Origin of the sequence: Pseudomonas savastanoi (assembly GCF_020917325.1) — a bacterium.
In the GTDB taxonomy this organism is placed as follows: Bacteria; Pseudomonadota; Gammaproteobacteria; order Pseudomonadales; family Pseudomonadaceae; genus Aquipseudomonas; species Aquipseudomonas amygdali.
The window spans coordinates 710,490-727,857 of record NZ_CP076652.1; the positions used below are offsets into that span (position 1 = coordinate 710,490).

Annotated in this window: 15 protein-coding genes and 1 pseudogene; 5 read left to right on the top strand and 11 right to left on the bottom strand. The window is 59.0% G+C overall.

The window, feature by feature from the left end; all coding sequences use genetic code 11:
* Positions 1–192: 192 nt before the first annotated feature.
* Positions 193–2,472: an autotransporter family protein gene (locus tag KP808_RS03080; RefSeq protein WP_230018788.1), complete on the top strand. Its 2,280-nt coding sequence runs from the start codon at positions 193–195 to the stop codon at positions 2,470–2,472.
* Positions 2,472–3,323 carry an alpha/beta fold hydrolase gene (locus KP808_RS03085; RefSeq protein ID WP_230017424.1) on the top strand — a complete coding sequence of 284 codons (852 nt, stop codon included), beginning with the start codon at positions 2,472–2,474 and terminating at the stop codon, positions 3,321–3,323. The genes KP808_RS03080 and KP808_RS03085 overlap by 1 nt, the downstream gene beginning before the upstream one ends.
* A gap of 92 nt (positions 3,324–3,415) precedes the next feature.
* Here the strand turns inward: KP808_RS03085 and KP808_RS03090 are convergent.
* The 10 genes and pseudogenes from KP808_RS03090 to exaC form a co-directional block, all read right to left on the bottom strand.
* Positions 3,416–3,624 (bottom strand): annotated as a pseudogene (locus tag KP808_RS03090) (helix-turn-helix domain-containing protein).
* 58 nt (positions 3,625–3,682) lie between these two features.
* Complete coding sequence (locus tag KP808_RS03095) at positions 3,683–4,753, bottom strand: alpha/beta fold hydrolase (protein WP_230017425.1); 1,071 nt, start codon at positions 4,751–4,753, stop codon at positions 3,683–3,685.
* A gap of 505 nt (positions 4,754–5,258) precedes the next feature.
* Complete coding sequence (locus tag KP808_RS03100; protein WP_058401244.1) at positions 5,259–5,990, bottom strand: LexA family transcriptional regulator; 732 nt, start codon at positions 5,988–5,990, stop codon at positions 5,259–5,261.
* Positions 5,991–6,347: 357 nt separating this feature from the next.
* The gene (gene ppa / locus KP808_RS03105) at positions 6,348–6,875 is read right to left on the bottom strand and encodes an inorganic diphosphatase (protein ID WP_002551870.1); all 528 of its coding nucleotides are present in this window, start codon (positions 6,873–6,875) and stop codon (positions 6,348–6,350) included.
* A gap of 110 nt (positions 6,876–6,985) precedes the next feature.
* Positions 6,986–7,795 carry a M90 family metallopeptidase gene (locus KP808_RS03110; RefSeq protein ID WP_057402868.1) on the bottom strand — a complete coding sequence of 270 codons (810 nt, stop codon included), beginning with the start codon at positions 7,793–7,795 and terminating at the stop codon, positions 6,986–6,988.
* A gap of 3 nt (positions 7,796–7,798) precedes the next feature.
* Positions 7,799–8,446 carry a DedA family protein gene (locus KP808_RS03115; protein WP_011169678.1) on the bottom strand — a complete coding sequence of 216 codons (648 nt, stop codon included), beginning with the start codon at positions 8,444–8,446 and terminating at the stop codon, positions 7,799–7,801.
* Between the two features lie 191 nt (positions 8,447–8,637).
* Entirely contained in the window at positions 8,638–9,096 is a 459-nt protein-coding gene (locus KP808_RS03120; RefSeq protein ID WP_193600963.1) for a GNAT family N-acetyltransferase, read from the bottom strand.
* Positions 9,097–9,179: 83 nt separating this feature from the next.
* Complete coding sequence (gene eutC, locus KP808_RS03125) at positions 9,180–10,043, bottom strand: ethanolamine ammonia-lyase subunit EutC (RefSeq protein ID WP_230017426.1); 864 nt, start codon at positions 10,041–10,043, stop codon at positions 9,180–9,182.
* Positions 10,040–11,434: an ethanolamine ammonia-lyase subunit EutB gene (locus KP808_RS03130; RefSeq protein ID WP_002551875.1), complete on the bottom strand. Its 1,395-nt coding sequence runs from the start codon at positions 11,432–11,434 to the stop codon at positions 10,040–10,042. The genes eutC and KP808_RS03130 overlap by 4 nt, the downstream gene beginning before the upstream one ends.
* A 1,166-nt stretch (positions 11,435–12,600) precedes the next feature.
* Positions 12,601–14,121, bottom strand: coding sequence for an acetaldehyde dehydrogenase ExaC (gene exaC / locus KP808_RS03135; RefSeq protein ID WP_004666377.1), 1,521 nt, complete (start codon positions 14,119–14,121; stop codon positions 12,601–12,603).
* 225 nt (positions 14,122–14,346) lie between these two features.
* Between exaC and mpl the strand changes: the two genes are divergently transcribed.
* From mpl to KP808_RS03150, 3 genes are read left to right on the top strand one after another with little or no spacing between them, the layout of a single operon-like run.
* Positions 14,347–15,696 carry a UDP-N-acetylmuramate:L-alanyl-gamma-D-glutamyl-meso-diaminopimelate ligase gene (gene mpl, locus KP808_RS03140; RefSeq protein WP_230017427.1) on the top strand — a complete coding sequence of 450 codons (1,350 nt, stop codon included), beginning with the start codon at positions 14,347–14,349 and terminating at the stop codon, positions 15,694–15,696.
* Complete coding sequence (gene ubiX / locus KP808_RS03145) at positions 15,693–16,322, top strand: flavin prenyltransferase UbiX (protein ID WP_058400875.1); 630 nt, start codon at positions 15,693–15,695, stop codon at positions 16,320–16,322. The genes mpl and ubiX overlap by 4 nt, the downstream gene beginning before the upstream one ends.
* A complete protein-coding gene (locus tag KP808_RS03150) occupies positions 16,315–16,599 on the top strand; it encodes a YceK/YidQ family lipoprotein (protein WP_058400874.1) in 285 nt (94 codons plus the stop codon). Before ubiX ends, KP808_RS03150 begins: the two co-directional genes overlap by 8 nt.
* A 119-nt stretch (positions 16,600–16,718) precedes the next feature.
* Here KP808_RS03150 and KP808_RS03155 read toward each other — a convergent pair whose 3' ends face one another.
* Positions 16,719–17,360: an oxidoreductase gene (locus tag KP808_RS03155; protein ID WP_058400873.1), complete on the bottom strand. Its 642-nt coding sequence runs from the start codon at positions 17,358–17,360 to the stop codon at positions 16,719–16,721.
* Positions 17,361–17,368 lie beyond the last annotated feature (8 nt).

Consider the following 17,368-nt stretch of genomic DNA (forward strand, 5'->3'; position numbering starts at 1 on the left):
CCATCCCGACCCCGAGCACTTGCACAACTTTAGCGAAGTGCGATTGTGCCGATAATAGTTGATGTTATTTCAAGTCGGTTACTTTATTCTCGCCGCGCTCTTCTGTGTGGCCAATCGCCACTTTTTGCTGCGGCAGGTTCTCGCCAAGCATGGCAGCGCCCCCAACATAAGGAATGAATCGTGAACTCTGTGATGTTTCGCAAGACCCTTCTCGCCATGGCTGTGGCTGCAACTGCCGTTCCGGCTTTTGCTGAAACAGTCCAACTGACCAACGCTGGCTACAAAAGCGAGCGTCAGACCCATACCGGCAATCTTGAGATCAACGGTGCCTATGCGGGGAGTGCGGTTAAAGATGCGATTCAGCTAAGTGGTTCGACCGTTGAAAAGAACCTTATCCTCAACGGGAACATCAGTGGCTCCGGCACCTTTGCCAGTGGTGAAGGAGCCAAAGGCATCAGCCTGGAGGGCGGTAAGATCAACGGCAACGTCATCAACCACGGTCTGGTTGAAGTTTCCGGTCAAGGCGCGACGGCCCTGGACGTCGCCACGAGCCTGAAATTCTTCGAAAACCATGGCAGCCTCTCCGCTAGCGGCGCGGGGTCTCAAGGTCTTCGAATCGACGGGGCCACCATGATAGGCAATAGTGCGGACATAACCAACACCGGGACGATCCGTGGCGAGAGCGCTGCTATCGTGATGGGCACCACCAAATTCTCTATGATCGGCGCTCAGCCTTGGTACATCGAACGGGGCGACTTCAATATCTATAACGAAGGTTCGATCATTTCTGCTGACAGGGCCATCGACGCTTCTGGAAGCAATCGTCCGGTCGAGCTGATCCTGAGAAAGGGCAGCGTCGTTGTCGGTAACCTGATCGACGTGAGCAATATCGAGCTGGAGGGGGATACTTCCTTCACGGGTACTGACAGCCGTAAAGACGGCTACAACATTCGCCTGAAGAGCGGCGGATCGGTTTACGTTGGCGGCACCTCCGACAGTCCTACTACCATGACTTTCGAGTCCGCACACAGCAGCATTAACGGCGATCTTTATGTTGACGGCAATTCGGCGCTCGGTCTGAATCTGAGTAAGGCCACTGATGCTAAAACTGCGGTACTGAAAGTTACCGGGACCACTCAGTTCGAACCGGGAGCGCAAGTAAAGCTCGCAGCCAAGGGTGACGACTTCAATGCCAACGGCACTGCTTACACGCTTATCGAAGCAGGCAAGATCGAGCTGCTGACCAAGGATGGGCGCGCGGTCGATCCTGCTGGCAAACTGGATGTAGTCAGTACCTCGGCGCTGCTTAAAATCGACAGCTATACCGTTGACGGCAAAGACGTTGTGGCTGTGGTCACCGCCAAGGGCAAGGAAGAGGTCGCTCAGGTAGTTGCCAACAACGGCGGTTCAGTTAATGAACAGACCACACTGGTCAACCTGACCGGCGACAGCATCATCAGTAAGCTGAACGACAGTGATGCGTTCAAACAGCTTTTGCTGAACGCTGACGGCGGGCAGCTTGCCAAGCTGGCCTCGCAGCTGTCGCCGGAGGTCAACGGCGGGGCCAGAAGCGCCGCTACTACCAGCCAGGGTTTGATCAGCAACGTAACGGGCAGCCGCACCAGCTCGATACGCGGCGCGTCTTCTGGCGAAGGTTTCAAGAATGCCGGGGTTTGGGTCCAGTCGCTCTACAGTGACGCCACTCAAGGCCAGCGTGACGGAATTGCTGGCTATAACGCGTACAGCAGCGGAGTCGCGGTGGGCGCTGACGGCAAGCTCAACGACAACCTGACGCTGGGGTTGGCGTACAGCTTTATCAATACCGACGTGAATGGCAAAAGTGGCAACAAGACCGAAGTCGATAGCCATGCATTCACGCTGTACAGCGGCTTCGAACAAGGCAATTACTTTGTCGATACAAGCCTGACTTACGGCCTCAACGACAACCAGGGCAAACGCAGCATTGCAGGTACGCGTGCCAAGGCAGATTACGACAGTGACCTGCTGGGCCTGAATCTGGTGGGTGGCTACACCTATCACGTCAACCCGCAAGTATTGGTCGAACCACGCCTGGCGGCGCGTTACAGCCAAGTGAACATCGACGGCTATCGTGAGAAAGGCTCGTCGGCTGCGTTAAAGGTTGAAGACCAGCGTTATGAAACCATTGAGCTGGGTGCAGGCATGCGCGTGGCTGGTAGTTTCCTCGTGGGCGCAGGAACGCTGGAGCCACAAGCCAAACTGATGGCTTACCACGACTTCGCCGCCGACGAAGCACAGAGCACATCGACCTTTCTGCTCGGCAGTACGCCGTTTGTGACCAGCGGTGCCAAAGCCGTACGTGACAGTTACGAAGCGGGTGTGGGTGCCGATTACAAACTGGGCGCCGTCACACTGGGCGTCAACTATGACTACATCGGTAAATCGGGCTTCGATGCCGATGTGTTCTCTGCAAAAGTGCGTTACGACTTCTGATGAGAGATCACCGTCCCGGTCAGCAGCGCTGGGGCGGTATCCCTCCCGTCTTGATAGCGTTGCTGTTAAGCGTTTTTGTGACGGGTTGTCAGTCGCCACGTGCAGCCCTGCAGCAACTGGCGGACCAGCACGGCCGACAGATGCAGGTTCTGCCGGTACAGCCCTTTCCGCTGGCGGCGCTATTGCCGCCAGATACCTTCAGAACAACTCGCCTACGAGTCTATCTGGAAGGCGACGGCCATGCCTGGGCCACTGCCACTCAACCCAGTCTCGAGCCGAGCCCACGTAAGCTGCTCGTGCCGCAGATGGCAGTCAACGACCCGACTCCCAGCGTCTATCTGGCGCGACCTTGTCAATTCATCACAGCCCCGGCCTGCAGCGCTGCCCTTTGGACCAATCGCCGTTTCTCCCAGGCAGTGGTCACCAGCCTCAGCAGCGCGCTGGACCAGATGAAACAACGTTACGGTAATAACGAGTTCGAGCTGATTGGTTATTCAGGCGGCGCAACCCTCGCGTTGCTACTGGCGGGACAACGAAACGACATCACCCTGATTCAGACCATCGCTGGCAATCTCGCCCCGAACCAGTGGACAGAACTAAAAGGACTTTCGCCTCTCAATGGCTCGTTGGACTCACTCGATTACATTCAGCGCCTGGCATTGATACCTCAGCGTCACTTGTCGGGAACGCGTGACGAAATGATCCCGACTGAACTGGCAAAGCATTACATCAAGCAGCTAGGCAACGGTGCGTGCAGTCAGCTGGTTATTGTCTCGGGTCCGAGTCATGAAGACGGTTGGGAGGAGGTCTGGAAGCTGTGGAGAGGACGGGACGTAGATGTGTGTCCGTGAGAGTCCTATAGCTGACCAAAACGCACTGCATTGAATCGCTATGAGTCATTTTTTATGCAAGCGCTCATCCAGCAAAGCTTCGCGATTGTCGATTACAGGCGAGCCATAGAGTCCAGCTTACTGAGCAGCGCATACGGGTCCGTCCCGATCCCCCGACAGACATCCATGAACTCAATGACATCGAGCCTGCGCTCGGCGTTCTCGGTCTTTGAGACAAATGACTGCGGTCGCCCTAGCCTGACGGCCAATTTTTTTGTGTCATACCGGCTGCGTTGCGCGCTTCCAGCAAAAGATCAAGCATCGCTATAGCGCCTGTAGCCCTGACGAAGGCTGCGCGGAGCCGCACGCCGCCAGCCAATCTAGCGAGCCTTTTCAGTCTCCTGCATAAATTGTCCCAGCTCCTTGCTGTAAAACTTCGCCATGCTGGTTGTGCCGTGGCCACGGGTGTCAACGCTGGCCGGAATGAGCAGCAGCCGCGCATGCTTGAGCTCTTTCATGGACGCCTCCAGCCGGCCTGTTTCCGGTGGGTTGCGCTCATCGTCCGCCGAATTGATGACGAGCACCGGGGCCTGGATTTTATTCACTCCCTGAGCCGCGTTGTAGTCGGCAGATGATTGCCATTGGTAGATGAAGTCGTTTGCGTCGGCGGTTTGCGGGGCGTTAAGGCGCTCATCTACCAGTTTGTCGGCTTGCGCCCGGGTCGGTGCGGCGACCTGATAAGCCAGGTTGCCACCACTTGTGCCAATGCTGAACATCGCGTTGGCCAAGCGCAAGGATGCTGGTTGTACGGTGTAGTTGCCGTTGTTCCACGCCGGGTCCTGCTTGATCGATTCCACTAACAAGCGGCGCATCATCCAGTTGCGTGACGACATTTCAGTCGGTTGCGAAGCCATCGGCACCAGCGCATCCATCATGTGTGGCCAGGTCTCGCCCCACATCCATGTTTGCATACCCCCCATGGAGTTGCCGATAACCAGCCTCAGGTGTTTGATCCCCAAGCCTTCGGTCACCAGCCGATACTGGGCTTGAACGAGGTCGGTGTAGTTGTACGCGGGAAACTGAGTGCGCAGGCCATCAGAGGGTTTGCTTGACTGGCCCACGCCGATGCCGTCGGTGGAAATGATGTAGTTCTTGTTTGCGTCCAGCGGTTGGCCCGGGCCAAACAGCTCGCCGCCAAAATCCTTGCTCAACACATCGCTGCCAGGTCGGTAGGTGCCGTGAAGGTAGAGAATGGCGGGGTTCTTTGGATCGCCTAGGGTGATGTAGTGCAGTTTCAGGTTGTCGAGTTTTTCACCTGTATGGAAGGTGAATTGCGGGGCGATCCAGTCGCCTTCGGTTGCGGCCGGTAACGGCGCGGCGCTCGCGGCAGGGACGATAAAAGACAGGGACAACAACAGCCCGAGCACAGGCAGGGAACTGAGACGTTGCATGGCAAGTATCCTGTTATTTTTGTTTTATGAGCCCCTGTGCCAATCGCCAGCCGGGGTGTGCGTAACCTCACGCGCCTTCAACTCCCGCAACGCTGTTTTTTCAGTGCGTCATGCGCGTTGGACGGATATTCTCCGATTGATCAGATTATGTGAAGTTGTTTTTTATTAACAGTATTTAACATCGCCGCACCGTGGTGCCTATGACTTGGGCGCACGCGAAAAGCAGCCGCACGTGATCGGGCGACAAGGCAGGTTTATTTCGGACAAATAAAAAGCCGGCTTGTGGCCGGCTTCTCGTAGGCGGTTCCGATCTATTTTTGATAGACCGCAATCACCTTCAACAGGTGCGCCTCTTAAAGAAGCGCGAATAGGCAACAGGGCAAACGGATCACATGCCCCATTCAAACACCGCATCGCATGACTGCGTCAGGTGCTCTGGATGGCGCACAGAATACTGAAATTCTCCGCCAATGCCCAGCCCGAATGCCTTTCAAACCCAACCGCCTCACAACAGCAGCATCGCATTGCGCCGGCTGTTGAGTGTCGACCACCAGAATATCCAGCCCAGAATCCGTATTTTCTCCCGGTCGATGTCTTCGGCACTGAACAGTTCGTCCGGGTATTCGGCGTCGTTGTGGCTGCGCAGGCGCAGGCCGCCGTTGGGCAGGCGGTAGAGGTAGCGCACGCGCAGGATGCCGCCGTGCTCGAGGGCGTAGATTTCGCCGTCGATGACCTGGGTCAGTTCGCGGTCGACGCCGAGAATCGAGCCGTCCTGGATCTTGTCGGCCATGCTGTTGCCGACCATGGCGACACACATGCAGTTTTTCGGGTCGATGCCCATGGTTTGCAGAACTTGCAGGGGCAGGCGGATTTTTTGCCCGGGTGCTTCGGAGAGGACGGTTTTGCCGACGCCATGAGTGGATTCGACCTCCGTGTAGATCTGAATTTCCACATCGCCGCGCAGCACGTTTCTGGTCTGCTGGATGACCATTCGGGTGTCGTCACCGGTGTTTTCATTGGCCGATTCATTGGGATGTTTGGGCCCGTCGCCCGTGCGCAGCCAGCGTGCGTTTACGGTTAGCAGTTCAGCCACCTCATCAATCCGCGCCATGGGCACCCCACGCTTGAACCAGTTATTGACGTGTTGCGGCGTGATTTTGCGGTTGGCCGCAAAGTCAGTCGCTGTGAGATGGCACTCCCGAAGGAGGATGCGGAGTCGATCACCTGATGTATTCATAGGGCGAAGTCTACGGACGTCGCTTGGGCGTTTAAATGAACGAGGTGTTGAGATCGACGTTATCCCAAGGGGGTTGCGGCTATCCGGACTACGGATGGAATGAATATCGTGTAGGCAGATTCCGTAATAGCGCTTTTTTGGCTAAACGACGTACCGGGTGTTTACCCTTGCTATACGGGCATTAACGAACTGTTTATCGAGCGCCTAAAAGTCGAACGCATTTTTAAACGTGTGCGCTGCAAAAAAAACGGATGGGGGTGTTTCAAGGAGCGGTATTGGCAGGGAGCAGCGGCGGGGAAGGGGTAAAGCGTGTTTCAGGGCACGCGTGTGGCGTGCCCTGAAACGCCAGATCAGTGATCAGCCTTTGAACGCTGCAACCGATTTGGTGATCTCGGCGCGGGCAGCGTCAGCATTGCCCCAACCTTCGATTTTCACCCATTTGCCTTTTTCGAGATCCTTGTAGTTCTCGAAGAAGTGCTTGATCTGCTCAAGCAGCAGGGCTGGCAGATCGGTGTACTCTTTCACGTCGACATACAGCTGGGACAGCTTGTCGTGTGGCACTGCGATAACCTTGGCATCGCCACCGCCGTCGTCAGTCATGTGCAGAATGCCGACCGGGCGGGCACGGATGACCGAACCTGGAGACACCGGGTAAGGCGTTACCACCAGCACGTCCAGCGGGTCGCCGTCGTCAGCCAGCGTGTTAGGGATGAAACCGTAGTTGGCCGGGTAGAACATCGGGGTGGCCATGAAACGGTCAACGAACAGGCAATCGGTTTCTTTGTCGATTTCGTACTTGATCGGCGCGTGGTTGGCCGGGATTTCGATCGCGACGTAGATGTCGTTCGGAAGGTCTTTGCCTGCCGGAATCTTGCTGTAGCTCATTGGGCATTGCCCCCATAGTTGACCAGACAGATTTTGGCGCGAACCGCCAAAAAGTGGTCCGGATTATAGGCATATTCTGTTTTGGTTGCCACGCATGGCCTTGGCGGCTGTCAGTTGTCCCGGTAAGCCGGGTCCTGCTGACGCAGCAGGTTCAGTCTGGCGAGAGTGTCTTGCCGGTAAAACGCCTTCAGTTGTTCGTAGACTGCCGGGTAACTGTCGTGCAGCAGGTCGGGTGCGCTGAAGAAGTATTCGCTGGTCACGGCGAAAAACTCGGCAGGGTCTTCTGCGGCATAGGGATCGATGGCGGGCTCGGCGTCGGGGTTGTGGTCCAGTTGCCGGTTGAGATCATCGAACGCGCTTTGCATGACGCGAGCCCATTCGGTCACCTGCATGTCGCTGTGCAGCGGCGGCAGCCCATTGGCGTCGCCGTTGAGCATGTCGAGCTTGTGCGCCAGTTCATGGATAACCAGGTTGTAGCCATCCCAGTCGCCGCTGCTCAACACGCCCGGCCAGGCCAGAATCACCGGGCCCTGCAGCCAGGCTTCGCCGCTGTGTTCGCCATCCCATTCGTGCTCCACGCCACTGGCATCGCGATGGCGCTGCGGGCTGACGAAGTCGTCGGGGTACAGCACGATCTCGTGAAAGCCCTGATACCAGTTCAGTTCGCCCAGATTCAGCAGAGGCAGTTGCGCCAGGGCGGCGAGAAACAATCGCTGCTCGTCATCCAGATCAACGCCCGGCAGTGCACTGAGGTGTTTGTCATTCAGAAACAGTACGCAGGCGTCACGCAATTGCGCATGCTGCCCGCTGCTCAGCCCATCGAGGATCGGCAGACGCTCGCGCACCTTCTGCCACAGCTCATCAGCAACCGGGTGTCTGGCGAGCGTGCGCTGCCTGCGCCAGTTGCTGAACGACCACATGATTCAGCGTGCGTCTGCCGGAGGCGCGCTACGGCTGCGAACCACACCAATGATCATCGGCACCAGCGACAGCAGGATGATTGCCAGCACCAGCAAGGTCAGGTTGTGCTTGATGAACGGCACGTTGCCGAAGAAGAAGCCCAGTGTCACCAGGCTGCCGACCCACAGCACTGAGCCCAATACGCTGAAACCCACGAAGCGCGGATAGGACATTCTGCCCACACCGGCCACGAATGGAGCAAACGTGCGGATGATCGGCAGGAAACGCGCGAGTGTTACGGTTTTGCCGCCGTGGCGCTCATAGAAGTCCTGGGTGCGCAGCAGGTAGTCGCGGCGGAAGATACGCGATTTGGGGTTGCTGAACAGTTTTTCGCCCGCAGTGCGGCCAATAACGTAGTTGGTGCTGTCGCCCAGAATCGCCGCCAGCATCAGCAGCCCGGCCAGCAGGACCGGGTCCATGCCGCCGCCTGCAGCCACGGCTCCGGCGATGAACAGCAGCGAGTCGCCCGGCAGGAAGGGCATGATCACCAGCCCGGTTTCGCAGAAAATCACCAGGAACAGAATCGCGTAGACCCACGTACCGTAGTTGGTCACCAACAGGTCAAGGTAGACGTCGAGATGCAGAATAAGGTCAAGCGGGTTGAAATCCATTAAGGCACCTGAGGCGAGAACCCTGTCCGGGGTCGCATGCGGAAGAAACGACTGTTCAGTATGCGCGGCATTATAGAAGCAGAATGCGCAGAAGGGGTTTGGGAATAAACGCTGGGTTTTTGATGTGTGACGACTGGAGCAGTATGTTGCGCGCTGACGCGGCATGGCTTCCGGTCAGCGCGAGCGGGTGATCAGTCCTGATTGATGGGCAGCACGTAGTTTTTGAACTGCGTATCTTCCTTGAAGCCGATGGATTCATAGACTTTTTGCGCCACCTCGTTATTGCTGCTGGTCGACACGCGCAGTCGCACCGCATGCGTTTCCTTGGCCATCTTCTTCGCCTGTTTCATCAAGTGATCGGCGACCAGTTGGCGGCGTGCGTCCTCGGCAACATAGATGTCGTTGAGAATCCATACCCGCTTGAGCGACAGCGATGAGTAGCTGGGATACAGCTGGCAAAAGCCCAGCAGTTTGCTCTCGTCATCCTTGGCCAGCGCCAGATAGATCACTGACTCGTCACGACGCAGGCGTTTTTCGAGAAAGTCCCGCGAGGAGTCCGGAAACGGCGATTCACCGTAGAACTCGCGGTATTTGATGAACAATGGGCAGAGCAGGTCCAGGTGTTCGAGAGTCGCTTTGATGATCCGCATGGTTGGCCTCAACTTCCCTATGGGCTGATGCAGTGCGCCGGGATGATTACGCGATCCTGCCCGGCGACTTTAGAAAGCACAATCTAATGTGGTGCGGCCGGGCCGTCGAGCAGGAAATTGCCGATCGGCTTGCCTGAATGCTCGGCAGAGCCGTCTGACTCAAGGGTCTGCAGTTGCGCTTCGTCTTTAAGATTGACCCCCGAGATCTGCCGCCTGCAGGCCTCGCGCATCAGGTACAGCAGCCGATGGGCTGCCATGCCGTAGCTCAAGCCCTCCAGACGCACGTTGGAAATACAGTTGCGATGCGCATCATTCAGCCCGACCTTCGGCGCGTAGGTGAAATACAGCCCCAGACTGTCCGGTGAGCTTAGGCCCGGGCGCTCGCCGATCAGGATCACTACCATTTTCGCGCCAAGCAGTTCGCCCACCTCGTCAGCCACGGCAACGCGGCCCTGCTCGACCATTATCACTGGCGACAGGGACCAGCCCTCGGCGTTTGCCTGCTCCTCCAGACGAGTGAGAAAAGGCACTGCATGTCGATGCACGGCCAGGGCTGACAGACCGTCGGCGACCACTACCGCCAGATCGAGGCCGCCCGGATGAGCCGCCGCGTACTCGCGCAGTGCCTGCGCAGACTCCTCATTCAGGCGTCGGCCCAGGTCCGGGCGTTGCAGGTAGCTGTCGCGGTCGGCAGCAGCGCTGTGCAGCAAAATGGTTTCACGACCTTTCTCGGTCAGTTGCGCGCTGATCGCGGCATGATCGAAGGCCAGATGCACGGCATCGCGCGCCTGGGCATGCGCCGCTTGAAAGTCGAGCTGCGCGGAGGTGGGCAGGCTGGTGCCGGTTCGCCCCAGCGCGATGCGTGCGGAGGTCAGGCGGCGTAGCTCCAGCCAGGGGTTGGCTGGTGCGGCGTTGTCTTGTATTTCGTTCATCGGCTGATCACTCATGCGAGGTGCGCCAGTGCCTGGCGGAACGCAGGCGGCAGGCTGTCACCGAAGCGGACGCGGCCGTCGGTCTGGGTAAAGATGCCCATTTTCTCCAGCCAGGCCTCGTATTCCGGTGCGGGACGCAGGCCCAGGCTTTGCCGGGCATACAGCGCATCGTGGAACGAGGTGGTTTGATAATTGAGCATGATGTCGTCCGAGCCGGGAATACCCATGATGAAGTTGATCCCGGCGACCCCCAGCAGCGTCAGCAGGGTATCCATGTCGTCCTGATCGGCTTCTGCGTGGTTGGTGTAGCAGATGTCGCAGCCCATCGGCACACCCAGCAGCTTGCCGCAGAAGTGATCTTCCAGACCGGCGCGGATGATCTGCTTGCCGTTGTAGAGGTACTCGGGGCCGATGAAACCGACCACGGTGTTGACCAGGAACGGGTTGAAATGCCGGGCGACGGCATAGGCGCGGGTTTCGCAGGTCTGCTGGTCGACGCCGTGATGCGCGTTGGCCGACAGCGCGCTGCCTTGCCCGGTCTCGAAGTACATCAGGTTTTTTCCGAGGGTGCCGCGGTTCAGGCTCAGGCCCGCTTCGTAGCCTTCCTGCAACAGTTTGAGGCTGATGCCGAAGCTTGCGTTGGCGGCCTCGGTGCCGGTGATCGACTGGAACACCAGGTCCACCGGTACGCCACGGTTTATCACCTCGATAGATGTGGTGACGTGGGTCAGCACGCAGGATTGGGTCGGGATTTCATAGCGCTGGACGATGGCGTCGAGCATTTCCAGCAAGGCGACGATGGACGAGGTGCTGTCGGTCGCCGGGTTGATACCGATCATGGCATCGCCATTGCCGTACAGCAGGCCGTCAAGCACGCTGGCGGCAATGCCGGACGGGTCGTCGGTGGGGTGGTTGGGTTGCAGGCGTGTCGACAGCCGCCCGCGCAGGCCCATGGTGTTGCGAAAGCGCGTCACCACCCGGATCTTCTGTGCCACCAGAACCAGATCCTGCACGCGCATGATTTTCGACACGGCAGCGGCCATTTCCGGTGTCAGGCCGGGAGCCAATGCGCGCAGGCTGGTTTCATCGGCCTGCTCGCTGAGCAGCCAGTCACGAAAGCCGCCGACCGTCAGATGGCTGACCGGGGCAAACGCCAGTTTGTCGTGGGTATCAATGATCAGCCGGGTGACTTCGTCCTGTTCGTACGGGATCAGGGCTTCTTCAAGAAAGTGCTTGAGCGGAATATTCGCCAGCGTCATCTGCGCTGCAACGCGCTCGCCGTCGCTTTGCGCCGCAACCTCGGCCAGATAATCACCGGAGCGCGCGGGGCTGGCCTTGGCCATGACTTCTTTGAGGCTGTCGAAGCGGTACGTCTGCGCACCGACAGAATGGGAAAAGCTCGCCATACAGATTCTCCATGACGTCGCGCTGTTTGCGTCGGACGTAGTCTTTCGGGTGAACCGGTGACGTCCCGGTTCAAACGACTGTGGGAAGCGATGCAAGCAATTAATACTCCATCCCGGCCGGGAGTGCGAGTTTGCAACCATGAACAGGGGATTCAGAGCAAAGATGCATCACGCCAAGGCGCGATGCCAAGGCGCGATGCACAGGGTTGGTGCGCGATGCTTTTTGAGACGACTATGGTGCTGACCCCGCGCATTTGAGATTGGACGCAGAGCGTCCAGAAAGGCATTCCCACGCGGAGCATGGGAACGATGAACATCCTGAGACGACTATCGTGCCGATGCTCCGTGTCGGCATGCAGTTCGTGACGCTTTGCGTCACAAGCTCGTGCTGACCCCGCGCATTTGAGATTGGACGCAGAGCGTCCAGAAAGGCATTCCCACGCGGAGCATGGGAACGATGAGCATTTTGATACGACTATCGTGCCGATGCTCCGCGTCGGCATGCAGTTCGTGACGCTTTGCGTCACAAGCTCGTGCTGACCCCGCGTATTCAGGATTGGACGCAGAGCGTCCAGAAAGGCATTCCCACGCGGAGCATGGGAACGATGAACATCTTGAGGCGACTATCGTGCCGATGCTCCGCGTCGGCATGCAGTTCGTGACGCTCTGCGTCACAAGCTCGTGCTGCCAGCGCGCATTCAAGATCGGACGCAGAGCGTCCAGAAAGGCATTCCCAAGCGGAGCATGGGAACGATGAACATCCTGAGACGACTATCGTGCCGATGCTCCGCGTCGGCATGCAGTTCGTGACGCTTTGCGTCACAAGCTCGTACTGATAGCGCGCATTTGAGATCGGACGCAGAGCGTCCAGAAAGGCGTTCCCACGCGGAGCATGGGAACGATGAACATCCTGAGGCGACTATCGTGCCGATGCTCCGCGTCGGCATGCAGTTCGTGACGCTCTGCGTCACAAGCTCGTGCTGCCAGCGCGCATTCAGGATTGGACGCAGAGCATCCAGAAAGGCATTCCCAGGCGGAGCATGGGAACGATGAACATCTTGAGGCGACTATCGTGCTGACCCCGTGCATTCAGGATCGGACGCAGAGCGTCCAGAACGGCGTTACCACGCTGGAGCGTGGTAACGATAGTCGGACAATCAACGGGCCTAGAAAAAACCCAACGGGTTGGTGTCGTAGCTCACCAGCAGGTTTTTGGTCTGTTGGTAGTGCTCAAGCGCGATTTTATGGGTTTCGCGGCCGACGCCGGACTTTTTGTAGCCACCGAACGCGGCGTGGGCCGGGTACAGGTGGTAGCAGTTGGTCCAGACTCGCCCGGCCTTGATCGCCCGGCCCACGCGGTAGGCGCGGTTGATGTCGCGGGTCCACAAGCCTGCGCCCAGGCCGAACTCGGTGTCGTTGGCGATGGCCACAGCCTCTGCTTCGTCCTTGAAGGTCGTGACGCTGACCACCGGGCCGAAGATTTCTTCCTGGAACACACGCATCTTGTTGTTGCCTTTGAGCAGCGTCGGCTGGATGTAGTAGCCGGTGGACAGGCTGCCTTCCAGCTTCTCGACCTTGCCGCCGGTCAGCAGCTCGGCGCCTTCGCCCTTGGCGATGTCCAGGTACGAAAGAATCTTGTCGAATTGTTGCTCGGATGCCTGAGCGCCGACCATGGTGTCGGTGTCCAGCGGGTCGCCGCGCTTGATCTTCTCGACCTTGCGCATCACCGCTTCCATGAACTGTGGATAGATCGACTCCTGCACCAGCGCGCGGGACGGGCATGTGCAGACTTCGCCCTGATTGAAGAACGCCAGTACCAGGCCTTCGGCAGCCTTATCGATGAACTCTGGTTCGGCGCTCATGATGTCTTCGAAGAAGATGTTCGGCGACTTGCCGCCCAGCTCGACGGTGGATGGGATGATGTTATCCGCCGCCAGTTTCATGATGTGCGAGCCGACCGGTGTCGAGCCGGTGAACGCGATTTTGGCGATGCGCTTGCTGCTGGCCAGCGCTTCGCCTGCCTCGCGACCGTAACCCTGCACGATGTTCAGCACGCCGGGAGGCAGCAGATCGCCGATCAGTTCGATCAGCACGCTGATGCCCAGCGGGGTCTGCTCTGCAGGTTTGAGCACGATGCAGTTACCGGCAGCCAGCGCCGGTGCGAGTTTCCACGCGGCCATCAGGAGCGGGAAGTTCCACGGGATGATCTGCCCGACCACGCCCAGCGGCTCATGAATGTGATAGGCAACAGTATTACCGTCGATTTCGGCAGCGCTGCCTTCCTGCGCACGCAGCACGCCAGCGAAGTAGCGGAAGTGATCGGCGGCCAGCGGAATATCAGCGTTGAGGGTTTCGCGGATCGCTTTGCCGTTGTCCCAGGTTTCGGTGATGGCCAGGACTTCGAGATTGGCTTCAATACGATCGGCAATCTTCAGCAGCACCAGCGAGCGGGCCTGTACTGAGGTCGAGCCCCAGGCTGCAGCGGCTGCGTGTGCAGCGTCGAGGGCCTTTTCGATGTCTTCGGCAGTGGAGCGCGGAAATTCGGCGATGGCCTTGCCGGTCACGGGTGAGGTGTTGGTGAAGTACTGGCCTTTGACCGGTGCGACGAACTCGCCGCCGATATAGTTACCGTAGCGTTCCTTGAAATTGACGATAGCGCCTTCGGTACCGGGATGAGCGTAACGCATGATATGTCTCCTGGTTCTTGTTGTGAGGGAGTCTGTGTCGATTCTGCTTTCGGGTATCTGGCAATAAGCGTTCAAGAATAGGCCAATTGCATCCGGCCGTGGCTAGGACTTTAGGCTTATCTGCCCGGCATTGAAATGGCTTGTGCAGGCAATGCGGTGGACAAACTCAGGGTGCCATTTCACCGTCCCTACGTTAACCTGCGCAGATGTTCTGAGAGGTTGGTCATGCATATTCATATCCTTGGTATCTGCGGCACGTTCATGGGTTCTCTGGCGGTGCTCGCCAAAGAGTCGGGGCACCGGGTCACCGGCTCCGACGCCAACGTCTATCCGCCGATGAGCACCCAACTGCAAGCCCAGGGCATCGAGCTGACCCAGGGTTACGACCCTGCGCAACTGGACCCCGCACCTGATCTGGTTGTGGTCGGCAATGCGCTGTCGCGTGGCAACCCGGCGGTTGAATACGTCCTGAATAAAGGCTTGCCGTATGTGTCCGGCCCGCAATGGCTGGCTGACCATGTGCTGCAAGACCGCTGGGTATTGGCGGTGGCCGGTACGCACGGCAAGACCACCACCAGCAGCATGCTGGCCTGGGTGCTGGAACATGCCGGCATGAGCCCTGGTTTCCTGATCGGCGGCATCCCGCAGAATTTCGCCGTGTCGGCGCGTCTGGGCGACACCCCGTTCTTCGTGGTCGAGGCCGATGAATACGACAGTGCGTTTTTCGACAAGCGCTCCAAGTTCGTTCATTACCGCCCGCGCACTGCGATCCTCAATAACCTTGAGTTCGATCATGCCGACATCTTCCCGGATCTACCCGCCATCGAACGCCAGTTCCACCATCTGGTGCGTACCATTCCGAGCGAAGGCCTGGTGATTCATCCGACCACCGAGCCTGCGTTGTCGCGGGTCATCGAGATGGGCTGCTGGACGCCGGTGCAAACCACTGGCGAAGGCGGTCAGTGGCAGGCGCGGCTGTTGAGTGAAGACGGTTCGCGTTTTGAAGTGCTGTTCGAAGGCGAGCTACAGGGCGCGGTCGAGTGGGACATGACCGGTCAGCACAACGTGGCCAATGCCCTGGCAACGCTGGCGGCTGCTCGCCACGTGGGCGTTGTGCCTTCGCTGGGCGTGCAGGCACTCAGCGCCTTCAAGAGCGTCAAGCGGCGCATGGAAAAGGTTGCCGAGGTGCGCGGCATCACTATTTATGATGACTTCGCTCACCACCCGACGGCCATTGCCACCACGCTGGATGGCCTGCGCAAGAAAATCGGTGATGCGCCGATCATTGCCGTCATCGAACCGCGTTCCAATTCCATGAAGCTTGGCGCGCACCGCGACGGTCTGCCGGAAAGCGTGAGTCAGGCAGATCAGGTGGTCTGGTATGCCCCGCCCAATCTTGGCTGGGACCTGGCGGCTACGGTCGCAGGAAGCAGCGTACCCTCGACGGTATGTGATTCGCTTGAAGCAATCATCGCGCGAGTCCATAGCCAGGCGCAGCCCGGCACGCATATCGTCATCATGAGCAACGGCGGCTTTGGCGGCCTGCACGGCAAACTGGCCGAGGCGCTGAAATGAGCGGCCCGGAGCGCGTTACGGTTGCGATGACCGGCGCTTCTGGCGCGCAATATGGCCTGCGCTTGCTGGATTGCCTGGTGCGTGAGGACCGGGAGGTGCACTTCCTGATTTCCAAGGCCGCGCAACTGGTGATGGCCACCGAGACCGATGTGCGTCTGCCACCCAAGGCGATGATGATGCAGGCGTTTCTGACTGAATACACCGGCGCGTCTGCCGGTCAGATACGCGTCTATGGTCGTGACGACTGGATGTCGCCAGTGGCGTCAGGTTCTGGTTCGCCGAGCGCGATGGTGGTGGTGCCATGCTCCACCGGTTCGCTGTCGGCAATTGCCACCGGGGCCTGCAACAATTTGATCGAGCGCGCTGCCGACGTCACCTTGAAAGAGCGTCGGCAATTGATTCTGGTGCCCCGCGAGGCTCCGTATTCCAGCATTCATCTGGAGAACATGCTCAAGCTGTCGAACATGGGCGCGGTGATTCTGCCTGCATCTCCGGGCTTTTATCATCAGCCGCAGACCATCGACGACCTGGTGGACTTTGTCGTCGCGCGGATTCTCAATCTGCTGAATATTCCTCAGGACATGCTGCCGCGTTGGGGCGAGCACCACATTGGCGGCGATGAATAAGCTGCTGCTGGTAGCGCTTGCGCTGACGCTGACCGGCTGCGCCACCGCGCGCACGCTCAATGCGGCCAAACCTGGCGCGCCGGTGGTGTATGCAGGCACGCGGTTGAATATGTATGCGCTGCAGGGTGGTTGCTGTGCTGCTGACCGTTTCGGTGCCGAAGCGCCGAGCTATCCGGGTCTCGATCTGCCGGGCAGTGCGCTGCTCGACACCCTGCTGCTGCCGCTGTCATTGCTGACGGCGGCCGGCTTCGGGGTTCAGGCTACGGGCGGGCTTTAGGGGGGCGGAGCGACACCTGGGCTATCGGGTAAGGCTCCCTTGGGTGACGCAGAGCGTCACGAACTGCATTCCCACGCGGAGCGCGGGAACGATCAGCGCTTGGCCCCGGCGACCGTCATCTACTTGCCCAGCTTGCGCAGTTCATCCGACTCGACAATGCGCTCGCCATTCTGCTCTTCCAGAGCCAGGCGCCACATGGCGCGGGCCAGTTGGCAGGCTTCGATAGCGCCATATTTACCGGGGATCAGTTTGGCGATGGGGGCTGCCAGTTGCTCGACCCAGCGGGTTTCGGTGCGGCTGCCTACCAGCAGGGAAGGGCGGGCGATAGTCAGTTGCGGCCAGTCCTGCGCGCGCAATGCCTGTTCCATCTCGCCTTTGATACGGTTGTAGAAGGTGCTGGACTTGGGGTCTGCACCAATCGCACTGATTACCAGCAAGTGGCGCGCACCCAGCTCTCGCGCACGTTTGGCGAACGCTGTGACCAGCTCCAGATCAACCGCCTTGAACGCATCCTGCGAGCCTGCCTGCTTGATCGTGGTGCCCAGGCAGCAGAACGCGATGTCTACACGGCCAGCCAGCGTTGGCAGCAGTGTGCTCAGCTCGCCAACCGGGTTTTCAAGGTGCGGGTGTTCTGCCAACGGCCTACGCGTTGGTGCCAGCACGCGGCTGACTGTCGGTTCGTTGAGCAGGCGGTCAAGCAAGTGCTCGCCCGTCAGGCCGGTGGCCCCTGCAAGCAGGATGTGTTGCGGCGTCAGATACATAATCGTTC